The following is a 21,181-nucleotide window of genomic DNA, read 5'->3' as shown; positions in this document are numbered from 1 at the left end:
TACCCTCGTACCATGGCCAGTAAAGCTTCGTCGCGCCAGAACGCGGGCAAGACCGCGACACGGGGTGCCCGTACCGCGGAGACCCGGGCGACCGCGAAAACGAAGGTGCTCGCCGAGCCTGAGCCGACCGACGGCGTGATCGTCCGCGCCTGGAACGGCTTGGCGCACGCCTTCGGGGCCGCTGCGCGCGCCTTCCGAGTCGAACCGCTCGCTCCTGAGGACCGCCGAGATGGGGTCCCCTTCCTGCTCGTGCTGCTCGCGATCGTCGGGGCGGTGATCGAGTGGTTCTTCATCGGTCAGTCCTTCGCGGTCGCACTCGACGCGTGGTCGTTCGGAGGCCTGTTCGGTCGAGTCGCCTTCGGCCTGCCGATCATCATGGCGGGGTTCGCGCTCTGGCTCTTCAACCATCCCTCGAGCGTGCACGACAACCGCCGCATCGCCACCGGGCTCACGCTCGCGGTGCTCTCCATCGCCGGCATCTGCCACCTGTACGGCGGCATGCCCAACCCGTGGGAGAACCCGGAGCGCCTCAGCGCCGCAGGCGGTGTCTTCGGCTGGCTCGTCGGGGGAACACTCGGCTATCTGACGATGTGGGTCGCCGTCCCGGTGCTGTCGATCCTGATTCTGATGTCTCTGCTCATCGTTCTCAAGACGCCGCCATCCCGCATTGCGCAGCGCATGCGGGAGGCCTACGTGTTCCTGTTCGGCGTCAGCGGCGACCCCGAAGCGCCCGCGGAGCCGACGGCCCCCAAGCGCAGTCGCAAGCAGGCGCGCGCCGATGAGCAGGCGCTGTTCGATCTCGAGGCGCAGGAAGGCGACGGAGACGCGATGCCCTGGTGGCGTCGCAACGCGTCGGGCCGTGAGGAGGACCCGGAGTACGTAGCCGATCGTTCGGCGCTCGACTCCGCCCTCGGCGGGCCCGCTCCCGAGCCCGAACGGAGCGGCGCCTTCGAGTCCGCGCTGGCACCCGAACCGGAGACCGGCGTCTTCCCCTCCGACCTCTTCGACGACCTCGAGCAGGCAGAAGCAGCGGTGCAGGCTGCCGCGCCGACTCCGGCCTCGGGTCTCGGAGATGATTCCTGGGACGACTTCGCGCCGTCAGCGCCGGAGACGGCCGCTGATCAGCCCGCAGCCGCGCCCGCATCCGAGCCGTTCGTCGTCGCGCCCCCGCACAGTCCCGCCGATCAGGCGGCCTACCAGCTTCCGGATCAGCATGCGCTCGCGACTGGCGACGCGCCCAAGACCCACACGGAAGCCAACGACTTGATCACCTCGGCCATCGCGCGGGTCTTCGAGGAGTTCAAGGTCGATGCGCGGGTCTCCGGCTTCTCGCGCGGGCCGACGGTCACGCAGTACGAGGTCGAGCTCGGCCCCGGTGTGAAAGTCGAGAAGGTCACAGCGCTCTCGAAGAATCTGTCGTACGCGGTCGCGTCGAACGAGGTGCGCATTCTGTCTCCGATCCCCGGCCGCAGCGCGATCGGCATCGAGATCCCGAATCAGGACCGCGAGAACGTCGCACTCGGCGACGTGCTGCGATCGAGCAAGGCGCAGCGCAGCGTGCACCCGATGACGATCGGCGTCGGCAAGGACGTCAAGGGAGGCTTCGTCGTCGCCAACCTCGCGAAGATGCCCCACCTGCTCGTCGCCGGAGCCACCGGCTCCGGCAAGTCGAGCTTCATCAACTCGATGATCACCAGCATTCTGATGCGCGCTACGCCGTCCGACGTCCGCATGGTGCTCGTGGACCCGAAGCGCGTCGAGCTCACCGTGTACCAGGGCGTGCCGCACCTCATCACGCCCATCATCACGAACCCCAAGAAAGCTGCGGAAGCGCTGCAGTGGGTCGTGAAGGAGATGGACATGCGGTACGACGATCTGGCGAGCTTCGGCTTCCGCCACATCGACGACTTCAACGAAGCCGTGCGCTCGGGCGGCATCGTGCTTCCCGAGGGAAGCCAGCGCGTGCTCAAGCCGTACCCGTACCTGCTCGTCGTCGTCGACGAGCTCGCCGACCTCATGCTCGTCGCCCCGCGCGACGTCGAGGACTCGATCCAGCGCATCACGCAACTGGCGCGCGCCGCCGGGATCCACCTGGTGCTGGCGACGCAGCGTCCCTCCGTGAACGTCGTCACCGGCGTCATCAAGTCGAACGTGCCGAGCCGGTACGCATTCGCCGTCGCCTCCGGCACCGATTCGCGCGTCATCCTCGACGAGGTCGGCGCTGAGCGACTCATCGGACAGGGAGACGGCCTCCTCCTGCTCAACGGCGAATCGTCGCCGGTCCGCGTGCAGGGCGCGTGGGTCGGCGAAGCAGAGATCGCGCAGGTCGTCGCTCACGTGAAGGCGCAGGCGCAGCCCGAATACCGCGCTGACGTCGCTCAGGTGGTCGAGAAGAAGGAGATCGACGAGGACATCGGCGACGACCTCGAAGTGCTCGTCGCCGCGATCGAGCTGGTCGTCTCCTCGCAGTTCGGTTCGACGTCGATGCTGCAGCGCAAGCTTCGCGTCGGGTTCGCGAAAGCCGGGCGACTGATGGACCTCATGGAGTCGCGCGACATCGTCGGCCCCTCCGAGGGGTCGAAAGCACGTGACGTGCTGGTCAGCCCGGAGCAGCTCGCGGAGGTGCTGGCGCGTGTGACCGGGGGCCCGTCGGCCCCGGCTCCAGCGTTCGAACCGCCGCGGCCCCCGGCTGCTGCGACACCGGGCGCCGCCGCTGCGGCGGTCGGCGCCTCCGCAGTGAGCGCCGCCCCGTCCGCCTCCGCTCGCGAGGATGCCGTGACGGATGTCATCGACCCGCTCGACCCGGCACTGGGGTTCGGCGACTCGCGATACGACGATCCGATCGCGCAGCATCAGTCGACGCTCGAAGAAGTCGAAGACGACGGCGACGAAGACGCGTGGCAGCTCACGGGGCGCGACTGAGCTGCGAAAGCCCTCCAGGTGCCGCGCGTGCGCACCACACGATGTGAACCCTGAGACGTACGACAGAGGAGACGAGCATGACGCACCCGGACGGAACCTCTCCGTATGACGCGAACGGGCAGACGGCAGGCCGTCGTCCGCAGCGCCAGACCTGGATCTGGGGAATGACCGGTGCTCTCGCGGTGGTCGTGCTCGGGGCCGCTGGAGCAGTGGTCGCCGTCGACGCCCAATCGAACAACAGCGCAGCAGTTCGCGCCGTCGCAGCGGAGTACGTGGAGGCCGTCGCCGCTGGCGACGCGAACGGCGCGGAGCGGCTTTCCAGCGACACCGAATCGGCGCGTCCGAACGCAGCCCCGGATCCGGCTGCGTTCGCGTCAGCTGAGCACATCAGCGACAGTGAGCTCGGGCGCATCCGCGTCGACTTCGAGGCCGGCCGCGCCTCCGGGCAAGTCTCATACGAACTCGGCGGCTCCTCGTACTCCGATCAGCTCGAGCTGCGCCGCACCGCTGACGACGAGTGGCGCGTCACATCCGGCCTGAAGTACGAAGTCGCGATCGACGCGTCGGGCGGCGGTGCGCTCGGACTCCGGGGCGCGGACGATCCGCTCCCGTCCGACGCCCCGTCGATCACTGTGTACGCGGGCGAGTACGCGCTCATCTCGCACAACCCGTTCTTCGAAACCACGGATGACGCGCGCGTCGCCGTGACATCGAACGCTGACGCGCTCTTCGCGTCCGACTGGATCGTTCCCGGTGCCGACTACGCGGCGGAGGTGCGACGGCAGGTCGGTATCGCCTACGAGGAGTGCGCCGAGCAGACGGATGTGTGGGAATTGCAGTCCTGCGGCATCGCCGCCGAGGAGCCGAGCTCCAAATTCTCTTCGAGCCCCGCGGTAGACGTATCCGTCGAGATGACGGAAGCTCCGACGGTCAGCGCCCGTGATGAGCTGTCCACGTGGATGGAGATCGAAGATCGAGGCTCGTTCCGGGCCACCTACACCGGACGAGACGCCAGTGGTGATGAGATCACCGAGAAGATCGATCTCCGGGCATCCTCGGCCGACGTCGAGGTGACCCCCACGGCAGATGGGCTCGACGTGGCGATCTACCCGTACTAGAACCCCGCTGCGGCCACTCAAGTAGGCTGCTGGCATGACCGGCAACGCACCCGCCTCCGCGGCGCCCAGCAACTGGAACGCTCCGAACATCATCACGGGCGCGCGCATCATTGCCACCCCCTTCTTCCTCTGGATGCTGCTGGCCGACGGCGGCGCAGACGGGCCATGGCGCTGGGCGTCGGCGGTGTTCTTTGTGCTCGCGATCGCGACCGATGCCTGGGATGGCCACATCGCGCGATCGCGAGGCCTCATCACGGACCTCGGAAAACTGCTCGACCCGATCGCGGACAAGTTCCTCACCGGTGCCGCACTGGTCGGTCTCTCGATCCTCGCGGAGCTGCCGTGGTGGGTCACGATCCTGATTCTGGTCAGGGAGATCGGGATCACCGTGCACCGGCTGCTCGTGGCGCACGATGTGGTGCTCGCGGCCGCATGGGCCGGCAAACTGAAGACCGTCGCGCAGTCCGTCGCCATCACGCTCGCCCTGCTCCCGCTCGCCGCCGTCGTCGGACCGGCAGCGCCCGTCGTCGTCTGGGTGAACATCATCACGATGGCGATCGCCTTCGTGCTCACGATGTACAGCGGCATCGATTACGTGGTCGGGTACCTCCGCGCGCGGAGGTCGGCGCGGTGAAGTCCGGTGCTGACCGCGACCTCGTCGCCCGCATCATCGAGCGCGCAGTGTCGCGCGGGCTCAGGCTCGCCGTGGCGGAGTCCTTGACCGGCGGGCTCCTCGCCGATGCCGTGGTCTCGGTGCCAGGAGCCTCCCGCGTGTTCAGCGGCGGCGTGGTGGCCTATGACACCGCGCTCAAGCATGCACTGCTCGGCGTGGACGCCGAGCTCCTGCGCGAACGGGGCCCGGTCGATGACGAGGTGGTGCGCCAGATGGCGGAGGGCGTCCGGCGGGCCTGTGCGACGCCGAGGGGGAGCGGACCCGTTGTCCCGGCTGATGTCGGCGTCGCGACCACGGGGGTCGCTGGGCCGGACCCCGATGCGCAGACCGGTCAGCCGGCCGGAACGGTCTGGATCGCCGTGAGCTCTGGCGAACGCACGCAGTCGCGGCTGCTCTCCCTCGACGGCGACCGCTCGAGCATTCGTGCGGATGCCGTCGCCGCGGCGATCCAGCTGCTGTGGGAGTGCCTCGAAAGCGAGCGTGCGTCGGAGCCTCGCTGACCTCGGTACGCTGGAGGGCGATCGATCATCGCAGATCGCGGCGATCTTGCTCCGCAAAGGGGAATAGAGAGTGCAGAAGAACAGACGTTGGACCCGCGTGCGCGCGGGTCTCGCGGCAGGGATCGCAGCGACGTTGCTGCTGGGAACTGCTGCGGCGGCGGCCGTCGTGCCCGCCCAGGCCGAGGGAGAGTCATTCGTCATCGCGACCGACACGACGTTCGCCCCGTTCGAGTTCCGTGATCCTTCCACGGGCGACCTCGTCGGCATCGACATGGACCTGATGAATACGATCGCGGAGGAGGAGGGCTTCAGCGTCGACATTCGGTCGCTCGGCTTCCAGGCCGCGCTCTCCGCGGTGCAGTCGGGTCAGGCCGACGGGGTCATCGCCGGTATGTCGATCACCGACGAGCGCAAGGAGATCTTCGACTTCTCAGAACCGTACTTCGAGTCCGGCGTGCAGATGGCGGTCGCCGCGAACGACGATTCGATCACCGGATACGAGGACCTCGCGGGCGAGACGGTCGTCGCGAAGTCGGGTTCGGAGGGACTCGCGGAGGCCGAGAAGCTCGCAGAGGAGTACGGGTTCACGGTCAAGGCGCTCGACCAGTCCGCGACCATGTACGAGTCGGTGAAGAACCAATCCGCGGTGGCGGTCTTCGACGACTACCCCGTGCTCGCCTACGGCATCGATCAGGGCAACGGATTGAAGGTCGTCACGGAGAAGATTCCGGGCGGCGAATACGGCTTCGCGGTGGCGAAGGGGCAGAACTCCGAGCTCCTCGCCGCCTTCAACGATGGGCTGGCAAAGCTCAAGGCCGACGGCACCTACGACGAGATTCTCAACACCTATCTCGGAGACTCGGAAGCGAAGAGCGCCAACGGCAACATCTTCGAGCTGGTCGGCCAGAGCTGGCCGGCTCTCTCGAAGGGGTTGTGGAACACCGTATCGATCACCGTGGTCTCGTTCGTGATCGCCTTGGTGCTCGGGTTCGTATTCGGGTTCATGAAGATCTCCTCGTCCCGCATCGTGCGCGGAATCGCGACGGTGTACGTCTCCATCTTCCGGGGCACTCCGATCCTGGTGTGGGCATTCCTCTTCTACTTCGGTCTGCCGCAGCTCACCGGCGCTCCCGGCAATGTCTTCCTCGCGGGCGTCGCGACGCTCGCGCTGAACGCCGGGGCGTATCTCACCGAGATCGTCCGCGGCGGTCTCCAGTCGGTCGATCCGGGGCAGATGGAAGCCGCTCGATCATTGGGTCTCGGGTGGGGCCGGTCGATGCAGCGCGTCGTGATGCCGCAGGCGGTCAAGATCTCGATGCCGTCCATCATCAACCAGCTCGTCATCACGTTGAAGGACTCCTCGTTGCTGCTGACCATCGGCTTCGCCGAGCTCCTCTACCAGGCGCAGCAGATCTACGCGGCCAACTTCCGTACGACCGAGATGCTCATCATCGTCGGTGTGATGTACTTCATCGTCATCACGCTGCTGACCTGGCTCGCGAACATCGTTGATAAGAAGGTGAACAAGTGACCGAGAACACGGCATCGCAGACGGCCACTCCCGCGATCGAGGTCGCGGGCCTGCGCAAGTCTTTCGGCAGCAACGAGGTGCTCAACGGCATCGACCTGGTGGTCGCGGAGGGCGAGGTCGTCTCCGTGATCGGCCCGTCGGGATCGGGCAAGTCGACGCTCCTGCGCTGCCTCAATCGCCTGGAAGAGCCGAGCGGGGGATCCGTCATCGTCAGCGGCATGGAGCTGACGTCTGCGCAGGCCGATATCAATGTCGTCCGGCAGAACATCGGCATGGTGTTCCAGCACTTCAATCTGTTCCCCAACATGACGGTGCTCGAGAACATCATGCTCGCGCCGGTGGACCTCAAGAAGAAGTCGAAGAGCGAGGCTCGGGCGGCCGCCCTCGCGCTGCTGGAGCGCGTGGGTCTGTCCGAGAAAGCGGACGCGCGGCCCGCGTCGCTGTCGGGCGGGCAGAAGCAGCGCGTTGCGATCGCTCGTGCGCTCGCCATGGAGCCCAAGATCATGCTGTTCGACGAGGCGACGTCGGCGCTCGACCCTGAGATGGTGGGGGAGGTGCTCCAGGTGATCCGCGATCTCGCCGCGTCGGGGATGACCATGGTGCTCGTCACCCACGAAATGGGTTTCGCTCGCGAGGTCTGCGATCGCGTGGTCTTCATGGACGAGGGCACCGTCATCGAAGAGGGTGCTCCGGATCAGGTCTTCGGAAGCCCCAGTCATGCCCGTACGCAGGAGTTCCTGTCGAAGGTCTTGTGACGGTGTTTCGGCGCACATCCTGAAACTTCGCTGAACTTGAGTCAGCCCGGCTCAAGTTCAGTGAGATTTCAGGAATACAGCGGCTATGCTCTCAGTTGTTCCCAGTACGACGATCGGAAAACGGTCGGCGTTCCCGCAGCGACACCCTGTCGACGAGCGGGTATGGTGGAAAGCACGACTCGGGTTGTGCACGTGGAGGAGGGTTCACATGGTGCTCATGCGTCAAGAGATCGGCGATGTACTGCGTGACTTCCGGTTGCAGAAGGGTCGCACGCTGCGGCAGGTCGCCGGGGAGGCGAGCGTTGCGCTCGGGTACCTGAGCGAGGTCGAGCGCGGCCAGAAGGAAGCATCGAGTGAGATCCTCGCAGCAGTCGCTGACGCACTGGACACTCCGCTCTCGGTCATCATGGGCGAAGTGAGCGAGCGTCTGTCGGTCGTCGAAGGCCTGTCGCTTCCGATGGCTCATCGGGTTCCGGACACGGTCCCGGCGGAACTGGTGTCGGGGTTCACGCCCGAGCTGGTCTCGTAAGCGTCTCCCGACTTGCGCCGTTTGATCGGCATGACAGCGCCCGACCGGTTCCGGTTCGGGCGCTTCGCCGTTCTGTCGGCGATGATACGAAATGAGTATGAGCGATGCGGTTGAGTGAGTTTCGGCGCGCATGCGTCTCGGAGTTCGGTGAGGATTACGCGCCTGTGCTCCTGCGCGATCACTGGCTCGCGCCTCTGGCCGGTACGGCGAATGACGCCATCGAGCGCGGTGTGGCGCCGCGCCAGGTCTGGGAGGCGCTCTGCGTCGATCTCGGGGTGCCGGTCGCTCGGCGTCACGGCCGCGGTCTTCCCGACCCGCGCGACTGACGGGAGCAGGCCCCTCGGCCGCGCCGCGCACGAGGGGATCTGCGCGAACACGCCGCGACGATATTCGAAACTGTGTTCGAATGGTGTTATCTTCGTCTACAGGTGGTGCAGCGATCGATCCATCCACAGTTCAGTACCTCCGGCCATGAATGTCGGAGGCTGATTCTAGGGTGAACAGTGCACGACCACCGATGCCTTGTCTGCCCCGGCCGGGGTCGAGACAGTATGCAGGCAGCACACCCAGCGGCACGCCGCGCACGTGATGAGGAGCAAGACCATGGCAGCACCGAAAGACCGCGAAAAGGCACTCGAAGCCGCACTCGCGCAGATCGACCGGAACTTCGGCAAGGGCGCGATCATGCGCATGGGCAGCCAGGAGCGCGCTCCCGTCGAAGTGATTCCGACCGGCTCCGTCGCGTTGGACGTCGCGCTGGGCATCGGTGGCCTTCCCCGTGGTCGCATCATCGAGATCTACGGCCCGGAATCCTCGGGGAAGACGACGCTCACGCTGCACGCGATCGCGAATGCGCAGCGCGCCGGCGGTATCGCCGCCTTCGTCGACGCCGAGCACGCGCTCGATCCCGATTATGCGCAGAAGCTGGGTGTCGACATCGACGCGTTGCTCGTCGCCCAGCCCGACACGGGTGAGCAGGCTCTGGAGATCGCCGACATGCTGATTCGTTCCGGCTCCGTCGATCTCGTCGTCATCGATTCCGTTGCGGCGCTGGTGCCGAAGGCGGAGATCGAAGGAGAGATGGGCGACAGCCACGTCGGACTCCAGGCGCGCCTCATGTCTCAGGCGTTGCGCAAGATCACGGGGAGCCTGAACTCCACCAAGACGACCGCCATCTTCATCAACCAGCTGCGTGAGAAGATCGGGGTCTTCTTCGGGAGCCCGGAGACGACCTCCGGTGGAAAGGCGTTGAAGTTCTACGCGTCAGTGCGACTCGACATCCGTCGCATTCAGACGTTGAAGGACGGCACCGACGCGGTCGGAAACCGGACCCGTGTGAAGGTCGTCAAGAACAAGATGGCGCCGCCCTTCAAGCAGGCGGAGTTCGACATCCTCTACGGCATCGGCATCTCGCGCGAGGGGTCGCTCATCGATTACGGCGTGGAGCAGGGACTGATCAAGAAGAGCGGCGCCTGGTTCACCTACGACGGCGACCAGCTCGGCCAGGGCATGGAGAATGCCCGCCGATTCCTGATCAATCATCCGGATGTGGCGCTCGAGATCGAAGAGAAGATTCTGACGAAGCTCGGCGTCAACGGTCGGAAGGAAGCGGAGCCCGAAGGGGCCGCCGAGACTGCACCGGCGAAATCTGGTGCGGCAGCGAAGGCTGCGGTGCCTGCGACCAAGACAGCGACTGCGGTCGAGCCCGAGAAGCGCGCGAGCGCCTGATATGGCCGTCCGGTTCCTCCCTCCGCCCGAAGAAGGTTCTGCGTCGCGGTCGGAGGACCGGGGCGACCTGGCCGAGGTCATCCAGCTCCGCTCTCAATTGGGTCGCCGCGGTCCGGGCGCCGATTCAGGGAGTGACGAACGCACTGAAGCGAACGATCGCGATGGCGTGAACCCTGTCGAAGGCGAACCGCGTGAAGCGACGCGCGAGGAGTTGGCGAGGCTCATCGACTCCGGCATCGCCTCAGTGATCGATAGCCGTGTGCGTCCGGTCGTGCATGCGAACTTCGCCGACCACGCTTCCGGCTCCCGCGCTGGGAGCGACGTCGTCGAGCAGGCCGAGACCCGAGCACCGGATGCTGCAGCGGAGGACGCTGCTGCGACCGAAGACGATGCGGCGGCGGCTGAGCGCTCGGTGCACGAAGACGGTGTGCGTCTGCTCGCGCGTCGAGCCCGCTCGAGCGGTGAACTCCGAGAGGAGCTCGCGCGGCTCGACCACGGAGCCGACGACATCGAAGGGGTCATCGAGGAGTTCACCGCCGGGCTGTACCTCGACGACCTCGGTCTCGCGCGTGCACTGACGGAGAAGCTCCGCGAGTCGAAACGGGCGAGTCGGTCGCAGATCCGAGTGAAGCTGAGGTCGCGCAAGCTCCCCGACGACGTGATCGAAGCCGCCCTCGGCGAACTCGACTCCGATGAAGAGTTCGAGCTGCTGCGGCAGACCGCGCGGGAGCGCGCGGCGAAGCTCGGCGGGCTCGAACGCCATGTGGCGGAACGCCGGCTGCTCGGCTTCCTCGCCCGCCGCGGTTGGTCGGGCGAGCCCGCCACTCGTGCAGTGAAAGACGCCCTCGACGGGGCGGCCAAGGGTCCCCGAGGGCCCCGCGGCGGTTCCGGCGTGCGATTCCAGTAGTGGAAGCGTTGCAGCGCGAGGGCCGCCGCGGCGCGTGACGCGCAAACGCGGTGGCGCCGCGCACCATCGCGCGTTGCTCACGGCGCTCATCGATAGACTGAATTCATGAGTCTCACTGCTGTCGAACCCACTGAGATCGCGCTCTCGCCCGCTGCGATGCGGCACGACGGGACGCCGCGCAGCTACTCCATCCGCACACTCGGATGTCAGATGAACGTGCACGATTCGGAACGGCTCTCCGGCTCATTGGAAGCCGCCGGCTACATCGCAGCGGAGGCGCCGGAGTCTGCTGACGTCATCGTCATCAACACGTGCGCCGTGCGCGAGAACGCCGCGAACAAGCTCTACGGCAACCTCGGATACCTCGCCGGTGTGAAACGAGAGCGAGACGGAATGCAGATCGCCGTCGGCGGCTGCCTCGCGCAGAAGGACCAGGGCGCCATCGTCGAGAAGGCGCCCTGGGTCGACGTCGTATTCGGCACGCACAACATGGGGTCGCTCCCGGCCCTCCTCGAACGGGCCAGACACAACGCTGAAGCTCAGATCGAGATCCTCGAATCGCTCGAAGTCTTCCCGTCGACCCTGCCCACGAAACGCGATTCCGCTTCCAGCGGCTGGGTCTCCATTTCGGTCGGCTGCAACAACACCTGCACCTTCTGCATCGTGCCGTCCCTCCGCGGCAAGGAGAAGGACCGTCGCCCGGGCGACATCCTCGCCGAAGTGCAGGCGCTCGTCGACGACGGCGCGATCGAAGTCACGCTCCTCGGGCAGAACGTCAACACATACGGCGTCGAGTTCGGCGACCGTCAGGCGTTCGGCAAACTGCTGCGCGCCATGGGAGGAGTGGAGGGGCTCGAGCGCGTGCGCTTCACGAGCCCGCACCCGGCGGCGTTCACCGAAGACGTCATCGCTGCAATGGCAGAGACGACGAACGTCATGCCCGTGCTGCACATGCCGCTGCAGTCCGGTTCCGACGCCGTGCTGAAGGCGATGCGCCGTTCGTACCGGTCGAAGAAGTTCCTCGGCATCCTCGACGCCGTGCGCGAGCGCATCCCGAACGCCGCGATCACGACCGACATCATCGTCGGGTTCCCGGGTGAGACCGACGCAGACTTCGAAGACACGCTTCGCGTCGTCGAGGAGTCGAGATTCGCGAGCGCATTCACATTCCAGTACTCCATCCGGCCCGGCACGCCGGCGGCCGAGATGGATGGTCAGCTGCCGAAGGCAGTCGTGCAAGAGCGCTACGAGCGCCTCCAAGCGCTGCAGGAGCGCATCTCACTGGAAGAGAACCAGGCGCAGATCGGGCGTACGGTCGAAGTGCTCGTCTCAGCGGGCGAGGGGAAGAAGGATGCCGCCACGCGGCGGTTCTCCGGACGCAGCGAGGACAATCGGCTGGTGCACTTCGCCGTGCCAGAAGGCGGTGCCGAGCCTCGGCCCGGCGACGTCGTCACGGTCGCCGTCACCGCTGCCGCCCCGCACTTCCTCATCGCCGACTCGGCGCTCGCCCTCGACCGTGCGCCCCTCTTCGCAGTGCGACGCACGAGAGCCGGTGACGCATGGGACCGAAGGCAGGCCGAGAGCTGCGGCGTGCCGGCAACCCCAGCAGCAGCGGACACCGCGCCGCGCGTCGTGAGTCTCGGACTCCCGGCGATCCGGCCCCGATGACCGCTGACCGCGGAACCCCGGCCCAGCGCGAGCGCGCGACCGCCCGCGCACGCACGTCAACGCTCGAGCAGCGCCCCCCGAGGCTCTGGGCCGTCGTCGGAGCGACGGGCACCGGCAAATCAGAGCTGTCGCTCGATCTCGCGCAGCGGTTGGCCGAAAGCGGACGCGCGGCTGAGATCGTGAACGCCGACGCCATGCAGGTGTACCGGGGCATGGACATCGGCACGGCCAAAGTGCCGGAGCGCGAGCGCCGAGGAGTACCGCACCACCTCTTCGACGTGCTCGCACCGAGGGAGGAGGCCACCGTCGCGTGGTACCAGGCCGAGGCGCGAGCCGCGATCCGGCGGATTCACGCGCGAGACGCCGACGCGATCCTGGTCGGGGGATCCGGTCTCTACGTATCGAGCGTGCTGTTCGACTTCCAATTCCCCCCGCGCGACGACGCGCTCCGCGCAGAGCTCGAAGCAGCAGCGGAACGCGACGGCGTCGACGCGCTGCTCGAACGGTTGCGCGCCCTGGACGCCCAGACCGCCGTGGCCGTCGACGCACGCAATCCCCGGCGGGTCGTGCGTGCACTCGAGGTGGCGCTTCTGGGGGGCGACGCGCAGGTGACGCTGCCGACGGAGCCCCGGCTCTGGCAGGGCGATGAGACCGGCGGAACCCGCATCCTCGGCGTGCAGGTCGACCGCACCACTCTGGTGCAGCGACTCGATCGACGTGTCGAGCAGATGTGGAGCGCCGGTCTCCTCGACGAGGTGCGCGCCCTGATACCGGAGGGGATCGGCGACGGCCCGACAGCGTCCCGCGCGATCGGCTACGCGCAGGCGCTCGGGCATCTCGACGGTCGCCTCACGCAGGTCGAGGCGATTGAGGAGACGCGGGTGCTGACCCGTCGATACGCTCGGCGACAGGTGAGCTGGTTCAAACGGTACGCCGAGGTCGAATGGCTGAATCCCGGGGAGATGCCCGCGTAAACTGGGCGTATGACGACGCTCGCGTTCTCCAAGGGCCATGGCACCGGCAACGACTTCGTGCTGTTCTCCGACCCCGACGGTGAGCGCACCCTGACTCCCGAGCAGATCCGCTTCCTCTGCGACCGCCGGTTCGGCGTCGGCGCCGACGGCGTGATCCGTGCGGTGCGTTCGCGATCCATCCCAGAGGGGGCCGCGTGCCTCGCGGAGGAGCCCGACGCCGAGTGGTTCATGGACTACTGGAACGCCGACGGAACCCCCGCCGAGATGTGCGGCAACGGCGCGCGCGTATACGCGCACTACCTGATCACCCAGGGGCTCGTCTCGCCCGAGCGGCGCGACACGCTGCCGATCGGCACGCGCGCCGGGGTGAAGGATGTGCTCGCGGGCGTCGCCGGCTACACGGTCGACCTGGGGCGCTGGCGACTCGCCGGCGAGCGCCTCGTCGCAGCGCAGGGTCTCGACGTCGCGCGCCCGGGGCTCGGGATCGACCTCGGCAATCCGCACGTCGTGGCGGCTCTGGCGGATCCGGCGGAGCTCGACGGGCTCGACCTGCATCGGGAGCCCGCCCTCGAACCGGTCGCCGAGGGCGGGGCGAACGTCGAGTTCGTCGTTCCGGAGGACCCGCTCATCAAAGACGGAGTCGCTCGCATCCGCATGCGCGTGCACGAGCGCGGTTCGGGGGAGACGCTGTCGTGCGGCACGGGCACGGCTGCTGCCGCGCTCGCCTTCCGCCACTGGGGCGGCGAGGGGATGCCGAACCATTGGAGAGTCGATGTTCCCGGCGGGCGCCTCGCGGTGCGCATGTTCCCGACGGAGGAGGGCGAGCACGTTTCGCTCAACGGACCCGCTGAGCTCGTGTACTCGGGCGAGATCGAACTCCCCGGCGCCTGATCCGGCGCAGGATCGCCTACGCGCGCCGCGCGCGGATGATGTGGAACCCCTTGTCGCGCGCAGGGCGATCGACGTCGAGGTCGGTGAACTCCGACGCGATCCAGCGTTGCAGGGAGTCGGCGCCGAGGTGCTTCGCCACCACCAGGTGCGCGACGCCCCCGTCGGCCAACCGCGGGAGCCATTGGCGCAGGATCCCGTGCAGCGACTCTTTCCCGACGCGGATCGGGGGGTTCGAGCGGATCTCCCCGAAACGCACGTCCTCGGGCACCTCATCGGGGGAGGCAACCCGAAGATGGCGGAGGCCGAGGCGATCCGCATTCATGCGCGTCAGCTCGCGCGAGCGCTCGTTCACATCGATGGCCCAGACCTCGCGCTCCGGCTGGTCGAGAGCGGCGTCGAGCGCGATCGCGCCCCAGCCGCACCCCAGGTCGAGGAGCGGACCGGAAGAAACGGCGCCGAGCGCGTCGCGTTCGGGGAGCTCTCGCAGCAGGATCGCAGTGCCGCGGTCCAGCTGCTCCGGGCTGAAGACCCCTCCGGCCGTCACGACCGTGCGAGGTGCGCCCCCGAGCGCGACCTCGATCTCGCGGGGTCGCAGTTCGCCGTCGGGGGATTCGGAGAAGTAGTGCTGGGTCACGCCTCCCAGTATCCCAGGCCGACGCCGACGGCGATTCCGAGCGCGCACTGCGCCCAGGGCGAACGGCCGACGCGCCCGGGCGCACCCCACGTACACTGGAAGCCAGATGATGAAACGTAACGCAGATGATGCAGTGCTCGCAGACGAGAACGCCGTCGTGAGCGACGCCCCGGCGACCGGAGCCGCTGCGCACGCTGATCCCCTCGACCGCGTGCTCGCGCGCGCGGCCGGAGCCGGATCGGCCACCGTGATCCGCGACCTCACCAGCGGAGCGCAGGCGCTCGGCGACGCCGACCACGATCGTCTCGAGGGGGGCTTCGACGCGATCCGGATGGAGCGCGAGGACCGCGCGTCCCTCAAGCGCGTCGTCGGGCTCTCCACGGAGCTCGAGGACGTGACCGAAGTCGAGTACCGTCAGCTGCGGCTCGAGAACGTCGTGCTGATCGGCGTGTACTCCCAGCGGACTGCGGAAGACGCGGAGAACTCGCTCCGCGAACTCTCGGCGCTCGCCGAGACGGCGGGCGCCCGCGTGCTCGACGGGCTGCTCCAGCGCCGCGCGCACCCCGACCCTGCGACATACCTCGGCAAGGGCAAAGCGCAAGAGCTCGCCGAGCTGGTGGCGGCCGTGGGGGCCGATACCGTGATCGCCGACACCGAACTGGCCCCGAGTCAGCGCCGCGCGCTCGAGGACGTCGTGAAGGTGAAGGTGATCGACCGCACGGCCGTCATCCTCGACATCTTCAGCCAGCACGCGAAGAGCCGCGAGGGCAAGGCCCAGGTCGAGCTCGCCCAGCTCCAGTACCTGCTGCCGCGATTGCGCGGGTGGGGCGAGTCGATGTCGCGCCAGGCGGGCGGCCAGGTGGGATCCGCAGGGGCTGGGATGGGGTCGCGAGGCCCCGGCGAGACCAAGATGGAGCTCGATCGACGCAAGATCCACACCCGCATGTCGAAGCTGCGCAAGCAGATCGCCGGCTTCGCTCCGGCGCGAGAGGCGAAGCGCGCGAATCGCAAGCGCGGCGAGGTGCCGTCGGTCGCGATCGCCGGGTACACGAACGCGGGCAAATCGAGTCTGCTGAACCGGTTGACCGGCACGCAGGAACTCGTGCAGAATCAGCTGTTCGCGACGCTCGACACCGCCATCAGGCATGGCGAGACGGATGACGGCCGCCGCTTCACGTACGCCGACACGGTCGGCTTCGTGCGCAACCTGCCGCACCAGCTCGTCGAGGCGTTCCGCTCCACGTTCGAGGAGGTCGGCGAGGCCTCGGTGATCCTGCACGTCGTCGACGGTTCGCACCCCGACCCTGAGGCGCAGCTGCGCACCGTGCGAGACGTGATCTCCGAGGTCGACGCGCAAGACATCACCGAACTCGTCGCCTTCAACAAGGCCGACTTGCTCGACGAATCGCAGCGGCTCGTGCTGCACGGCCTCGTTCCCGATGCGGTATTCGTGTCTGCGCGCACCGGCGAGGGCATCGAAGAGCTCAAGCGGCGCATCGATGCTGCGCTGCCGGTGCCGGAACGCGAGATCACCGTCGTGGTTCCCTACGATCGCGGGGAGCTCGTGGCCGAATTGCACGAGCGCAATCGGGTGCTCGAGACGGAGTACGTCGAGACGGGCACGCGAGTGCGCGCGTACGTGACCGCGGAAATGGCGTCGAAGCTGGAGCAATACGTTCCATAAGCCCACCTTGGGTTCGGGTAACAGGGAGCAACATCGCTCGTCGTTCGGGCGTCAGCTGGATACCTTGGGGGAGTTCCACGGGGAGCAGCAGCAGCTGTGATCCTTGAGTTCCCACGAAAAGGACGGCTATGACCGCAACGACGCACCTGCCCACCGCGACGATCCTCGGATACCCCCGGCTCGGACGCCGCCGCGAGCTGAAGCGGGCGATCGAGTCCTTCTGGAAGGGGCACACCGACGAAGCGGCGCTCCAGGAGACGGCAGGCGAACTGCGCGCCGCGACGCGCGCACGCCTCGTCGAGCTGGGGCTCCCGGCCGAGGGCGGCGCAGTACCGGAGAGCTTCAGCTTCTACGATCAGGTGCTCGACGCGACCCTCGCCCTCGGCGCGATTCCTCAGCGATTCGCCGATATCGCGGGCAGCGACCTCATCACGTACTTCGCGCTCGCGCGGGGTGACCGAGACCATCAGCCGCTCGAGATGACGAAGTGGTTCGACACGAACTACCACTACAGCGTTCCCGAGATCGATGAGACCACCCCTCTCGCGGCGAACCCGGCGCAGCTCGTCGCGCAGCTGGCGGAGGCTGCGGAGCAGGGCATCGAGTCGCGCCCGGTGATCGTCGGCCCCGTCACCTATCTGCTGCTCGCGAAGGCTTCTGACGGCGCCGGCGAAGGCTTCCGCCCGATCGATCGTCTCGACGAGGTCGTCGGGGTCTATGCCGAACTGCTCGCGGCGCTGAACGAGGCGGGCGCCGGCTGGGTGCAGCTCGACGAACCCGCGCTCGTGTCGGATTCTCTTCCGGTGCCCCGATCCGAGACGATCGCGCTCGTGGAGCGGGCGTACTCGATCCTGGGCGGCGCCGCCGCACGACCGAGCATCCTGCTCACGGCGCCCTACGGCGACGCGGCGGACGCGCTCGCGCGACTCGGGTCGCTCCCGGTCGAGGCCGTGCACGCAGACCTCGTGCGCGGCAGCCTGCCAGAAGCCGACCTCGCATCGGGTGCGCTCACGTCCGCGTTCGCCGAGACGCAGCTCGTCGCGGGTGTCGTCGATGGGCGCAACATCTGGAAGACGGATCTACGCGCAGCATTCGGCGCACTGGAGCGGCTCCAGCGAGCCGGCATCGACGTCGTCGCCGGCACGTCGAACAGCCTGCAGCACGTGCCGCACGACGTGCGCGATGAGACCCGGCTCGACGCCGGACTCGCCTCCTGGCTCGCCTTCGCAGACCAGAAGATCGAGCAGGTCGTCATTCTCGCTCGGGGGCTCGCCGACGGGGGCGCGGCGATCGAAGCGGAGCTCGCATCGGTCGACGCGATCCTCGCTGCGCGAGCGCAGGCCTCAGGTGTACGGGTCGATGGGGTACGGGGCCGCGTCGATGCCGTCACCGTCGCGGATCGCGAGCGCGATCACGAGGGTGAGCGCCGCGCTGCGCAGCAGGGGCTCGGCATTCCCGAGCTCGCGACCACCACCATCGGGTCGTTCCCGCAGACGGTCGAGATCCGCAAGGCTCGAGCCGCGTTCGGCAGGGGGGAGATCGGCCAGGAGGAGTACGACGGCTTCTTGCGCGATGAGATCGCACGCGTGATCCGCTTGCAGGAGGAGATCGGTCTCGACGTTCTCGTGCACGGCGAGGCCGAGCGCAATGACATGGTGCAGTACTTCGCGGAGCTGCTCGACGGGTTCGCAGTCACGGAGCACGGCTGGGTGCAGTCGTACGGCACGCGCGCCACGCGCCCGTCCATCCTGTGGGGCGATGTATCCCGGCCGGCGCCGATGACGGTCTCCTGGTCGGCGTACGCGCAGTCGCTCACCGACCGACCGGTCAAGGGCATGCTCACGGGTCCCGTCACGATCCTCGCATGGTCCTTCGTGCGCGATGATCAGCCCCTCGCGGACACGGCGTCGCAGGTGGCGCTCGCGCTGCGCGACGAGATCGACGATCTAGTCGATGCCGGGATCCGCATCGTGCAGGTCGATGAGCCGGCACTGCGCGAGCTGCTGCCGCTCGATGCGGACCGTCAGGCGGCGTATCTCGACTGGTCGGTGGGAGCGTTCCGTCTCGCGACGAGTGGAGCCGCGGCCGATGTGCAGATCCACACTCACCTCTGCTATTCGGAGTTCGGGGAGATCATCGACGCGGTCGACGGGCTCGACGCCGACGTCACGAGCATCGAGGCGGCTCGCAGCCGGATGGACGTCGTGGAGCCGCTGGGGGAGCACGGGTACTCTCGCGGGATCGGGCCCGGCGTCTACGACATCCACTCGCCGCGGGTGCCGAGCGTCGCTGAGCAGCAGGAGCTGATCCGTATCGCGGCCGCGCGCATTCCCGGCGAGCAGCTCTGGGTGAACCCGGACTGCGGGCTGAAGACGCGCGGTTACGAAGAGACCGTGGCGAGCCTGACGAACCTGGTTCACGCGGCTCGCGCGGTGCGCGCGGGCGCGTGAGCGCGTCGGGCGGGATCGAGGCGGAGGCAGCGCGGCACGTCGCTCCCACCTCTGGCTGGATCGCCGACGAGCTTCCGACGGAAGCGGTGGGAAGCCTGCCGCGACCGGCGAGCCTGCAGCGGGCGGTGCTCGACGCCGAAACCGGGCTGATCGATTCCGAGGAACTGCTGCGCGAACAGGACCGCGCGGTGCGCGATACCCTCGACCGCTTCGCGGAGACCGGTTCGCCCCTCGTGGGCGACGGCGAGCAGCGCCGTCAGAGTTTCGCCAGTTACCCGCTCGGCACGTCGTTCGACGACGGCGACGTGAGGGCAGGCCCGGTGTTCGCGGTGTTCGCCGACGGGCATCATCGCGTGATCCCCAGTCTCGCGCGCGGCCCGTTCCGGTTCCGATCCTGGGCCGCGGACGACGTCGCCGCGGCGCGGCCCCTGACGCACCTGCCGCTGAAGCAAGCGGTGATCTCACCGTCGATGCTGTCGTTGATGGTGCCGCCCGACGGTCTCGGCGAGTACTCGCGGGAACAGTTCCTCGAAGACGTGGTCAGCGGCTGCGTCGAAGACATCCGTCGGAGCTTCGCCGCGGGCGCGTCGCGCATCACCATCGACTTCACGGAGGGGAGACTCGCCCTGCGACGGGATCTGCGTGCCCCGTGGGCGGGACCGGAAGCGCTCGGAGGCTTCATCGATCTCATCAACCGAGTGCTCGCCGACCTCACTCCCGAACAGCGCGGGGCCGTGGGCGTGCACACCTGCCCGGGCAACGATCACGATTCCGCCCATAGCGCCGACGTCGACTACGCCGCTCTCATCCCCGAACTGTTCCAGATCGAAGCGGGGTACTTCCTCATCCAGGCTGCGAGCGAGAAGGATCCTGATCGCGTGGCGCGCCTGGTCGGCCGTCAGCTGCGGCAGCGCTCGCGCGCGGCGGGGACGGCGCCGCGGGTTCTCATCGGCGTCACCGATCCGATGAATCCGAAACTCGAGACGGCAGCCGAGGTGCGCGACCAGCTGGTGCGGGCGTCCCGCTTCATTCCCGCCGAGTTGCTCGGCTCGACCGATGACTGCGGGTTCTCGCCGTATCTCATCGATGAGAAGCCCAAGCACGGCACGCCTGACTTCGCCCGTGAGGTCGCGTTCGCCAAGATCGCGGCGCGAGTGCGCGGCACCGAGCTCGCGCAGCAGGAGTTCTCCGGCGCCGAATCTGCTCCGGCGTCGTATGCCGGATTCGGTCGCACCGGCGTTGCGGCCGCGCGTCCCGTGCACCGTTCCGCAGACGCCGGACCTGGCGTGGAGCGGCAGGAGGGGCGCCGGTGAACTCGTTCCTGCTTCCGAGTCGTGGCGCAGCTCGCGCGCGATTCTCGTTCGAAGTGTTTCCCGCGCGTTCAGGAGCGGCTGCGCTCGCGCTCGGTCACGCCGTGCAGCACCTCTCCGCCGCGGATCCCGATTTCATCTCGGTGACGTACGGGGCGAACGGGTCGAACCGTGATGCGTCGCTCGACCTCGTGACCTACTTGCGCGATCACACGAGTGCGCTGCCGCTCGCCCACCTCACGACGGTGGGGGAGCAGCGCGAGGCGGTGAGCGCTGCGATACACGCGATCATGGATGCGGGAGTGCACGACTTCCTGGCGCTGCGCGGGGATCCACCGCGCGGGTTGACGGAGAGCGACGCGGAGGTCTCGGAGTCGTTGAGCTCGCTCGAACTCGTGCGGTTGATCTCAGAGGCCCGAGCGGAGCGACCGGCGCTGACCAGCGTCGGTCGTACCGCGGTCGCGGCCTACCCGAACGGCCACCCGCTCTCCCGCTCACGGGCAGAGGATATCGATTGGCTCGTCGCGAAGCAGGAGAGCGGTGCTGATCTCGCGATCACGCAACTCTTCTTCCGCGCAGACGATTACCTGTCGTTCGTCGAGGACGCACGCGCGGCTGGACTTCGCATTCCCGTGCTTCCCGGCCTCATGCCCGTCGCGACGAGTGCGCAGCTGCGCAAGGTCGCATCGCTCGCCGGGCAGCCGGCCCCGATCGAACTCGCGCGTGAACTGGACGCAGAGGGCGGCTACGCACCCGAACTCGGCGTCGAGCACACCGTCGCCTTGGCGCGAGAGCTGCTCGCGGGAGGGGCCCCGTCCGTGCATCTCTACACGTTCAATCGGCACGAGCAGGTGCTCGCCGTGCTCCGAGAGCTGGGTCTGCTGACTCCGAACCCGGTCGACTAGGC

General features: G+C 67.8%; 18 protein-coding genes. 17 read left to right on the top strand and 1 reads right to left on the bottom strand.

All coding sequences use genetic code 11. From position 1 onward, the window contains the following. Positions 1-12: 12 nt before the first annotated feature. The 13 genes from JE033_RS03475 (at position 13) to dapF (ending at position 14,196) form a co-directional block, all read left to right on the top strand. Positions 13-2,922 (top strand): DNA translocase FtsK, encoded by a 2,910-nt coding sequence (locus tag JE033_RS03475; RefSeq protein WP_200329485.1) that lies wholly within the window; start codon positions 13-15, stop codon positions 2,920-2,922. 77 nt (positions 2,923-2,999) lie between these two features. Further along, on the top strand, positions 3,000-4,040 hold the full coding sequence (locus JE033_RS03470; protein ID WP_200329483.1) for a hypothetical protein: 1,041 nt from the start codon (positions 3,000-3,002) through the stop codon (positions 4,038-4,040). A 34-nt stretch (positions 4,041-4,074) separates the two neighbouring features. Further along, on the top strand, positions 4,075-4,674 hold the full coding sequence (pgsA, locus tag JE033_RS03465) for a CDP-diacylglycerol--glycerol-3-phosphate 3-phosphatidyltransferase (protein WP_200329481.1): 600 nt from the start codon (positions 4,075-4,077) through the stop codon (positions 4,672-4,674). After that, positions 4,671-5,213 (top strand): CinA family protein, encoded by a 543-nt coding sequence (locus JE033_RS03460; RefSeq protein WP_200329479.1) that lies wholly within the window; start codon positions 4,671-4,673, stop codon positions 5,211-5,213. The genes pgsA and JE033_RS03460 overlap by 4 nt, the downstream gene beginning before the upstream one ends. Positions 5,214-5,283: 70 nt before the next feature. After that, the gene (locus JE033_RS03455) at positions 5,284-6,744 is read left to right on the top strand and encodes an amino acid ABC transporter substrate-binding protein/permease (protein WP_370567893.1); all 1,461 of its coding nucleotides are present in this window, start codon (positions 5,284-5,286) and stop codon (positions 6,742-6,744) included. Continuing rightward, positions 6,741-7,499, top strand: a complete 759-nt coding sequence (locus JE033_RS03450) for an amino acid ABC transporter ATP-binding protein (protein WP_090147856.1) — start codon at positions 6,741-6,743, stop codon at positions 7,497-7,499. Before JE033_RS03455 ends, JE033_RS03450 begins: the two co-directional genes overlap by 4 nt. A 208-nt stretch (positions 7,500-7,707) precedes the next feature. Beyond that, positions 7,708-8,028, top strand: coding sequence for a helix-turn-helix domain-containing protein (locus tag JE033_RS03445; RefSeq protein WP_010156636.1), 321 nt, complete (start codon positions 7,708-7,710; stop codon positions 8,026-8,028). A gap of 104 nt (positions 8,029-8,132) precedes the next feature. Continuing rightward, positions 8,133-8,354, top strand: coding sequence for a DUF3046 domain-containing protein (locus JE033_RS03440; RefSeq protein ID WP_090147858.1), 222 nt, complete (start codon positions 8,133-8,135; stop codon positions 8,352-8,354). Positions 8,355-8,631: 277 nt separating this feature from the next. Then, positions 8,632-9,756, top strand: a complete 1,125-nt coding sequence (gene recA / locus JE033_RS03435) for a recombinase RecA (RefSeq protein ID WP_200329476.1) — start codon at positions 8,632-8,634, stop codon at positions 9,754-9,756. 166 nt (positions 9,757-9,922) lie between these two features. After that, positions 9,923-10,663, top strand: a complete 741-nt coding sequence (locus JE033_RS03430; RefSeq protein ID WP_200329474.1) for a regulatory protein RecX — start codon at positions 9,923-9,925, stop codon at positions 10,661-10,663. Positions 10,664-10,768: 105 nt separating this feature from the next. Then, positions 10,769-12,331 carry a tRNA (N6-isopentenyl adenosine(37)-C2)-methylthiotransferase MiaB gene (miaB, locus tag JE033_RS03425; protein ID WP_200329472.1) on the top strand — a complete coding sequence of 521 codons (1,563 nt, stop codon included), beginning with the start codon at positions 10,769-10,771 and terminating at the stop codon, positions 12,329-12,331. Continuing rightward, on the top strand, positions 12,328-13,305 hold the full coding sequence (miaA, locus tag JE033_RS03420; RefSeq protein ID WP_200329470.1) for a tRNA (adenosine(37)-N6)-dimethylallyltransferase MiaA: 978 nt from the start codon (positions 12,328-12,330) through the stop codon (positions 13,303-13,305). The genes miaB and miaA overlap by 4 nt, the downstream gene beginning before the upstream one ends. Before the next feature lie 9 nt (positions 13,306-13,314). Next, entirely contained in the window at positions 13,315-14,196 is an 882-nt protein-coding gene (dapF, locus tag JE033_RS03415) for a diaminopimelate epimerase (RefSeq protein ID WP_200329468.1), read from the top strand. 16 nt (positions 14,197-14,212) lie between these two features. Here dapF and JE033_RS03410 read toward each other — a convergent pair whose 3' ends face one another. After that, entirely contained in the window at positions 14,213-14,830 is a 618-nt protein-coding gene (locus JE033_RS03410; protein ID WP_200329467.1) for a methyltransferase, read from the bottom strand. Between the two features lie 106 nt (positions 14,831-14,936). Here JE033_RS03410 and hflX point away from each other — a divergent pair, with 106 nt between their 5' ends. The 4 genes from hflX (at position 14,937) to JE033_RS03390 (ending at position 21,179) form a co-directional block, all read left to right on the top strand. Beyond that, complete coding sequence (gene hflX, locus JE033_RS03405; protein ID WP_176698305.1) at positions 14,937-16,514, top strand: GTPase HflX; 1,578 nt, start codon at positions 14,937-14,939, stop codon at positions 16,512-16,514. A 128-nt stretch (positions 16,515-16,642) separates the two neighbouring features. Then, positions 16,643-18,964 carry a 5-methyltetrahydropteroyltriglutamate--homocysteine S-methyltransferase gene (metE, locus tag JE033_RS03400; RefSeq protein WP_200329466.1) on the top strand — a complete coding sequence of 774 codons (2,322 nt, stop codon included), beginning with the start codon at positions 16,643-16,645 and terminating at the stop codon, positions 18,962-18,964. After that, on the top strand, positions 18,961-20,277 hold the full coding sequence (locus tag JE033_RS03395; RefSeq protein WP_234037084.1) for a hypothetical protein: 1,317 nt from the start codon (positions 18,961-18,963) through the stop codon (positions 20,275-20,277). Before metE ends, JE033_RS03395 begins: the two co-directional genes overlap by 4 nt. Beyond that, positions 20,274-21,179: a methylenetetrahydrofolate reductase gene (locus tag JE033_RS03390; protein WP_200329465.1), complete on the top strand. Its 906-nt coding sequence runs from the start codon at positions 20,274-20,276 to the stop codon at positions 21,177-21,179. Before JE033_RS03395 ends, JE033_RS03390 begins: the two co-directional genes overlap by 4 nt. Positions 21,180-21,181 lie beyond the last annotated feature (2 nt).

The organism is Leucobacter sp. L43 (assembly GCF_016597785.1).
Lineage (GTDB): Bacteria > Actinomycetota > Actinomycetes > Actinomycetales > Microbacteriaceae > Leucobacter > Leucobacter alluvii.
The sequence above is the reverse complement of the archived record's forward strand: the minus strand, read 5'-3'. Positions and strand labels throughout refer to the sequence as shown.

Excerpts from the sequence above, each read along its gene's own strand:
- JE033_RS03475 (WP_200329485.1), top strand. The coding sequence starts at position 13 with ATGGCCAGTAAAGCTTCGTCGCGCCAGAACGCGGGCAAGACCGCGACA.
- JE033_RS03470 (WP_200329483.1), top strand. The coding sequence starts at position 3,000 with ATGACGCACCCGGACGGAACCTCTCCGTATGACGCGAACGGGCAGACG.
- pgsA (WP_200329481.1), top strand. The coding sequence starts at position 4,075 with ATGACCGGCAACGCACCCGCCTCCGCGGCGCCCAGCAACTGGAACGCT.
- JE033_RS03445 (WP_010156636.1), top strand. The coding sequence starts at position 7,708 with ATGGTGCTCATGCGTCAAGAGATCGGCGATGTACTGCGTGACTTCCGG.
- JE033_RS03440 (WP_090147858.1), top strand. The coding sequence starts at position 8,133 with ATGCGGTTGAGTGAGTTTCGGCGCGCATGCGTCTCGGAGTTCGGTGAG.
- recA (WP_200329476.1), top strand. The coding sequence starts at position 8,632 with ATGGCAGCACCGAAAGACCGCGAAAAGGCACTCGAAGCCGCACTCGCG.
- miaB (WP_200329472.1), top strand. The coding sequence starts at position 10,769 with ATGAGTCTCACTGCTGTCGAACCCACTGAGATCGCGCTCTCGCCCGCT.
- miaA (WP_200329470.1), top strand. The coding sequence starts at position 12,328 with ATGACCGCTGACCGCGGAACCCCGGCCCAGCGCGAGCGCGCGACCGCC.
- dapF (WP_200329468.1), top strand. The coding sequence starts at position 13,315 with ATGACGACGCTCGCGTTCTCCAAGGGCCATGGCACCGGCAACGACTTC.
- hflX (WP_176698305.1), top strand. The coding sequence starts at position 14,937 with ATGATGAAACGTAACGCAGATGATGCAGTGCTCGCAGACGAGAACGCC.
- metE (WP_200329466.1), top strand. The coding sequence starts at position 16,643 with ATGACCGCAACGACGCACCTGCCCACCGCGACGATCCTCGGATACCCC.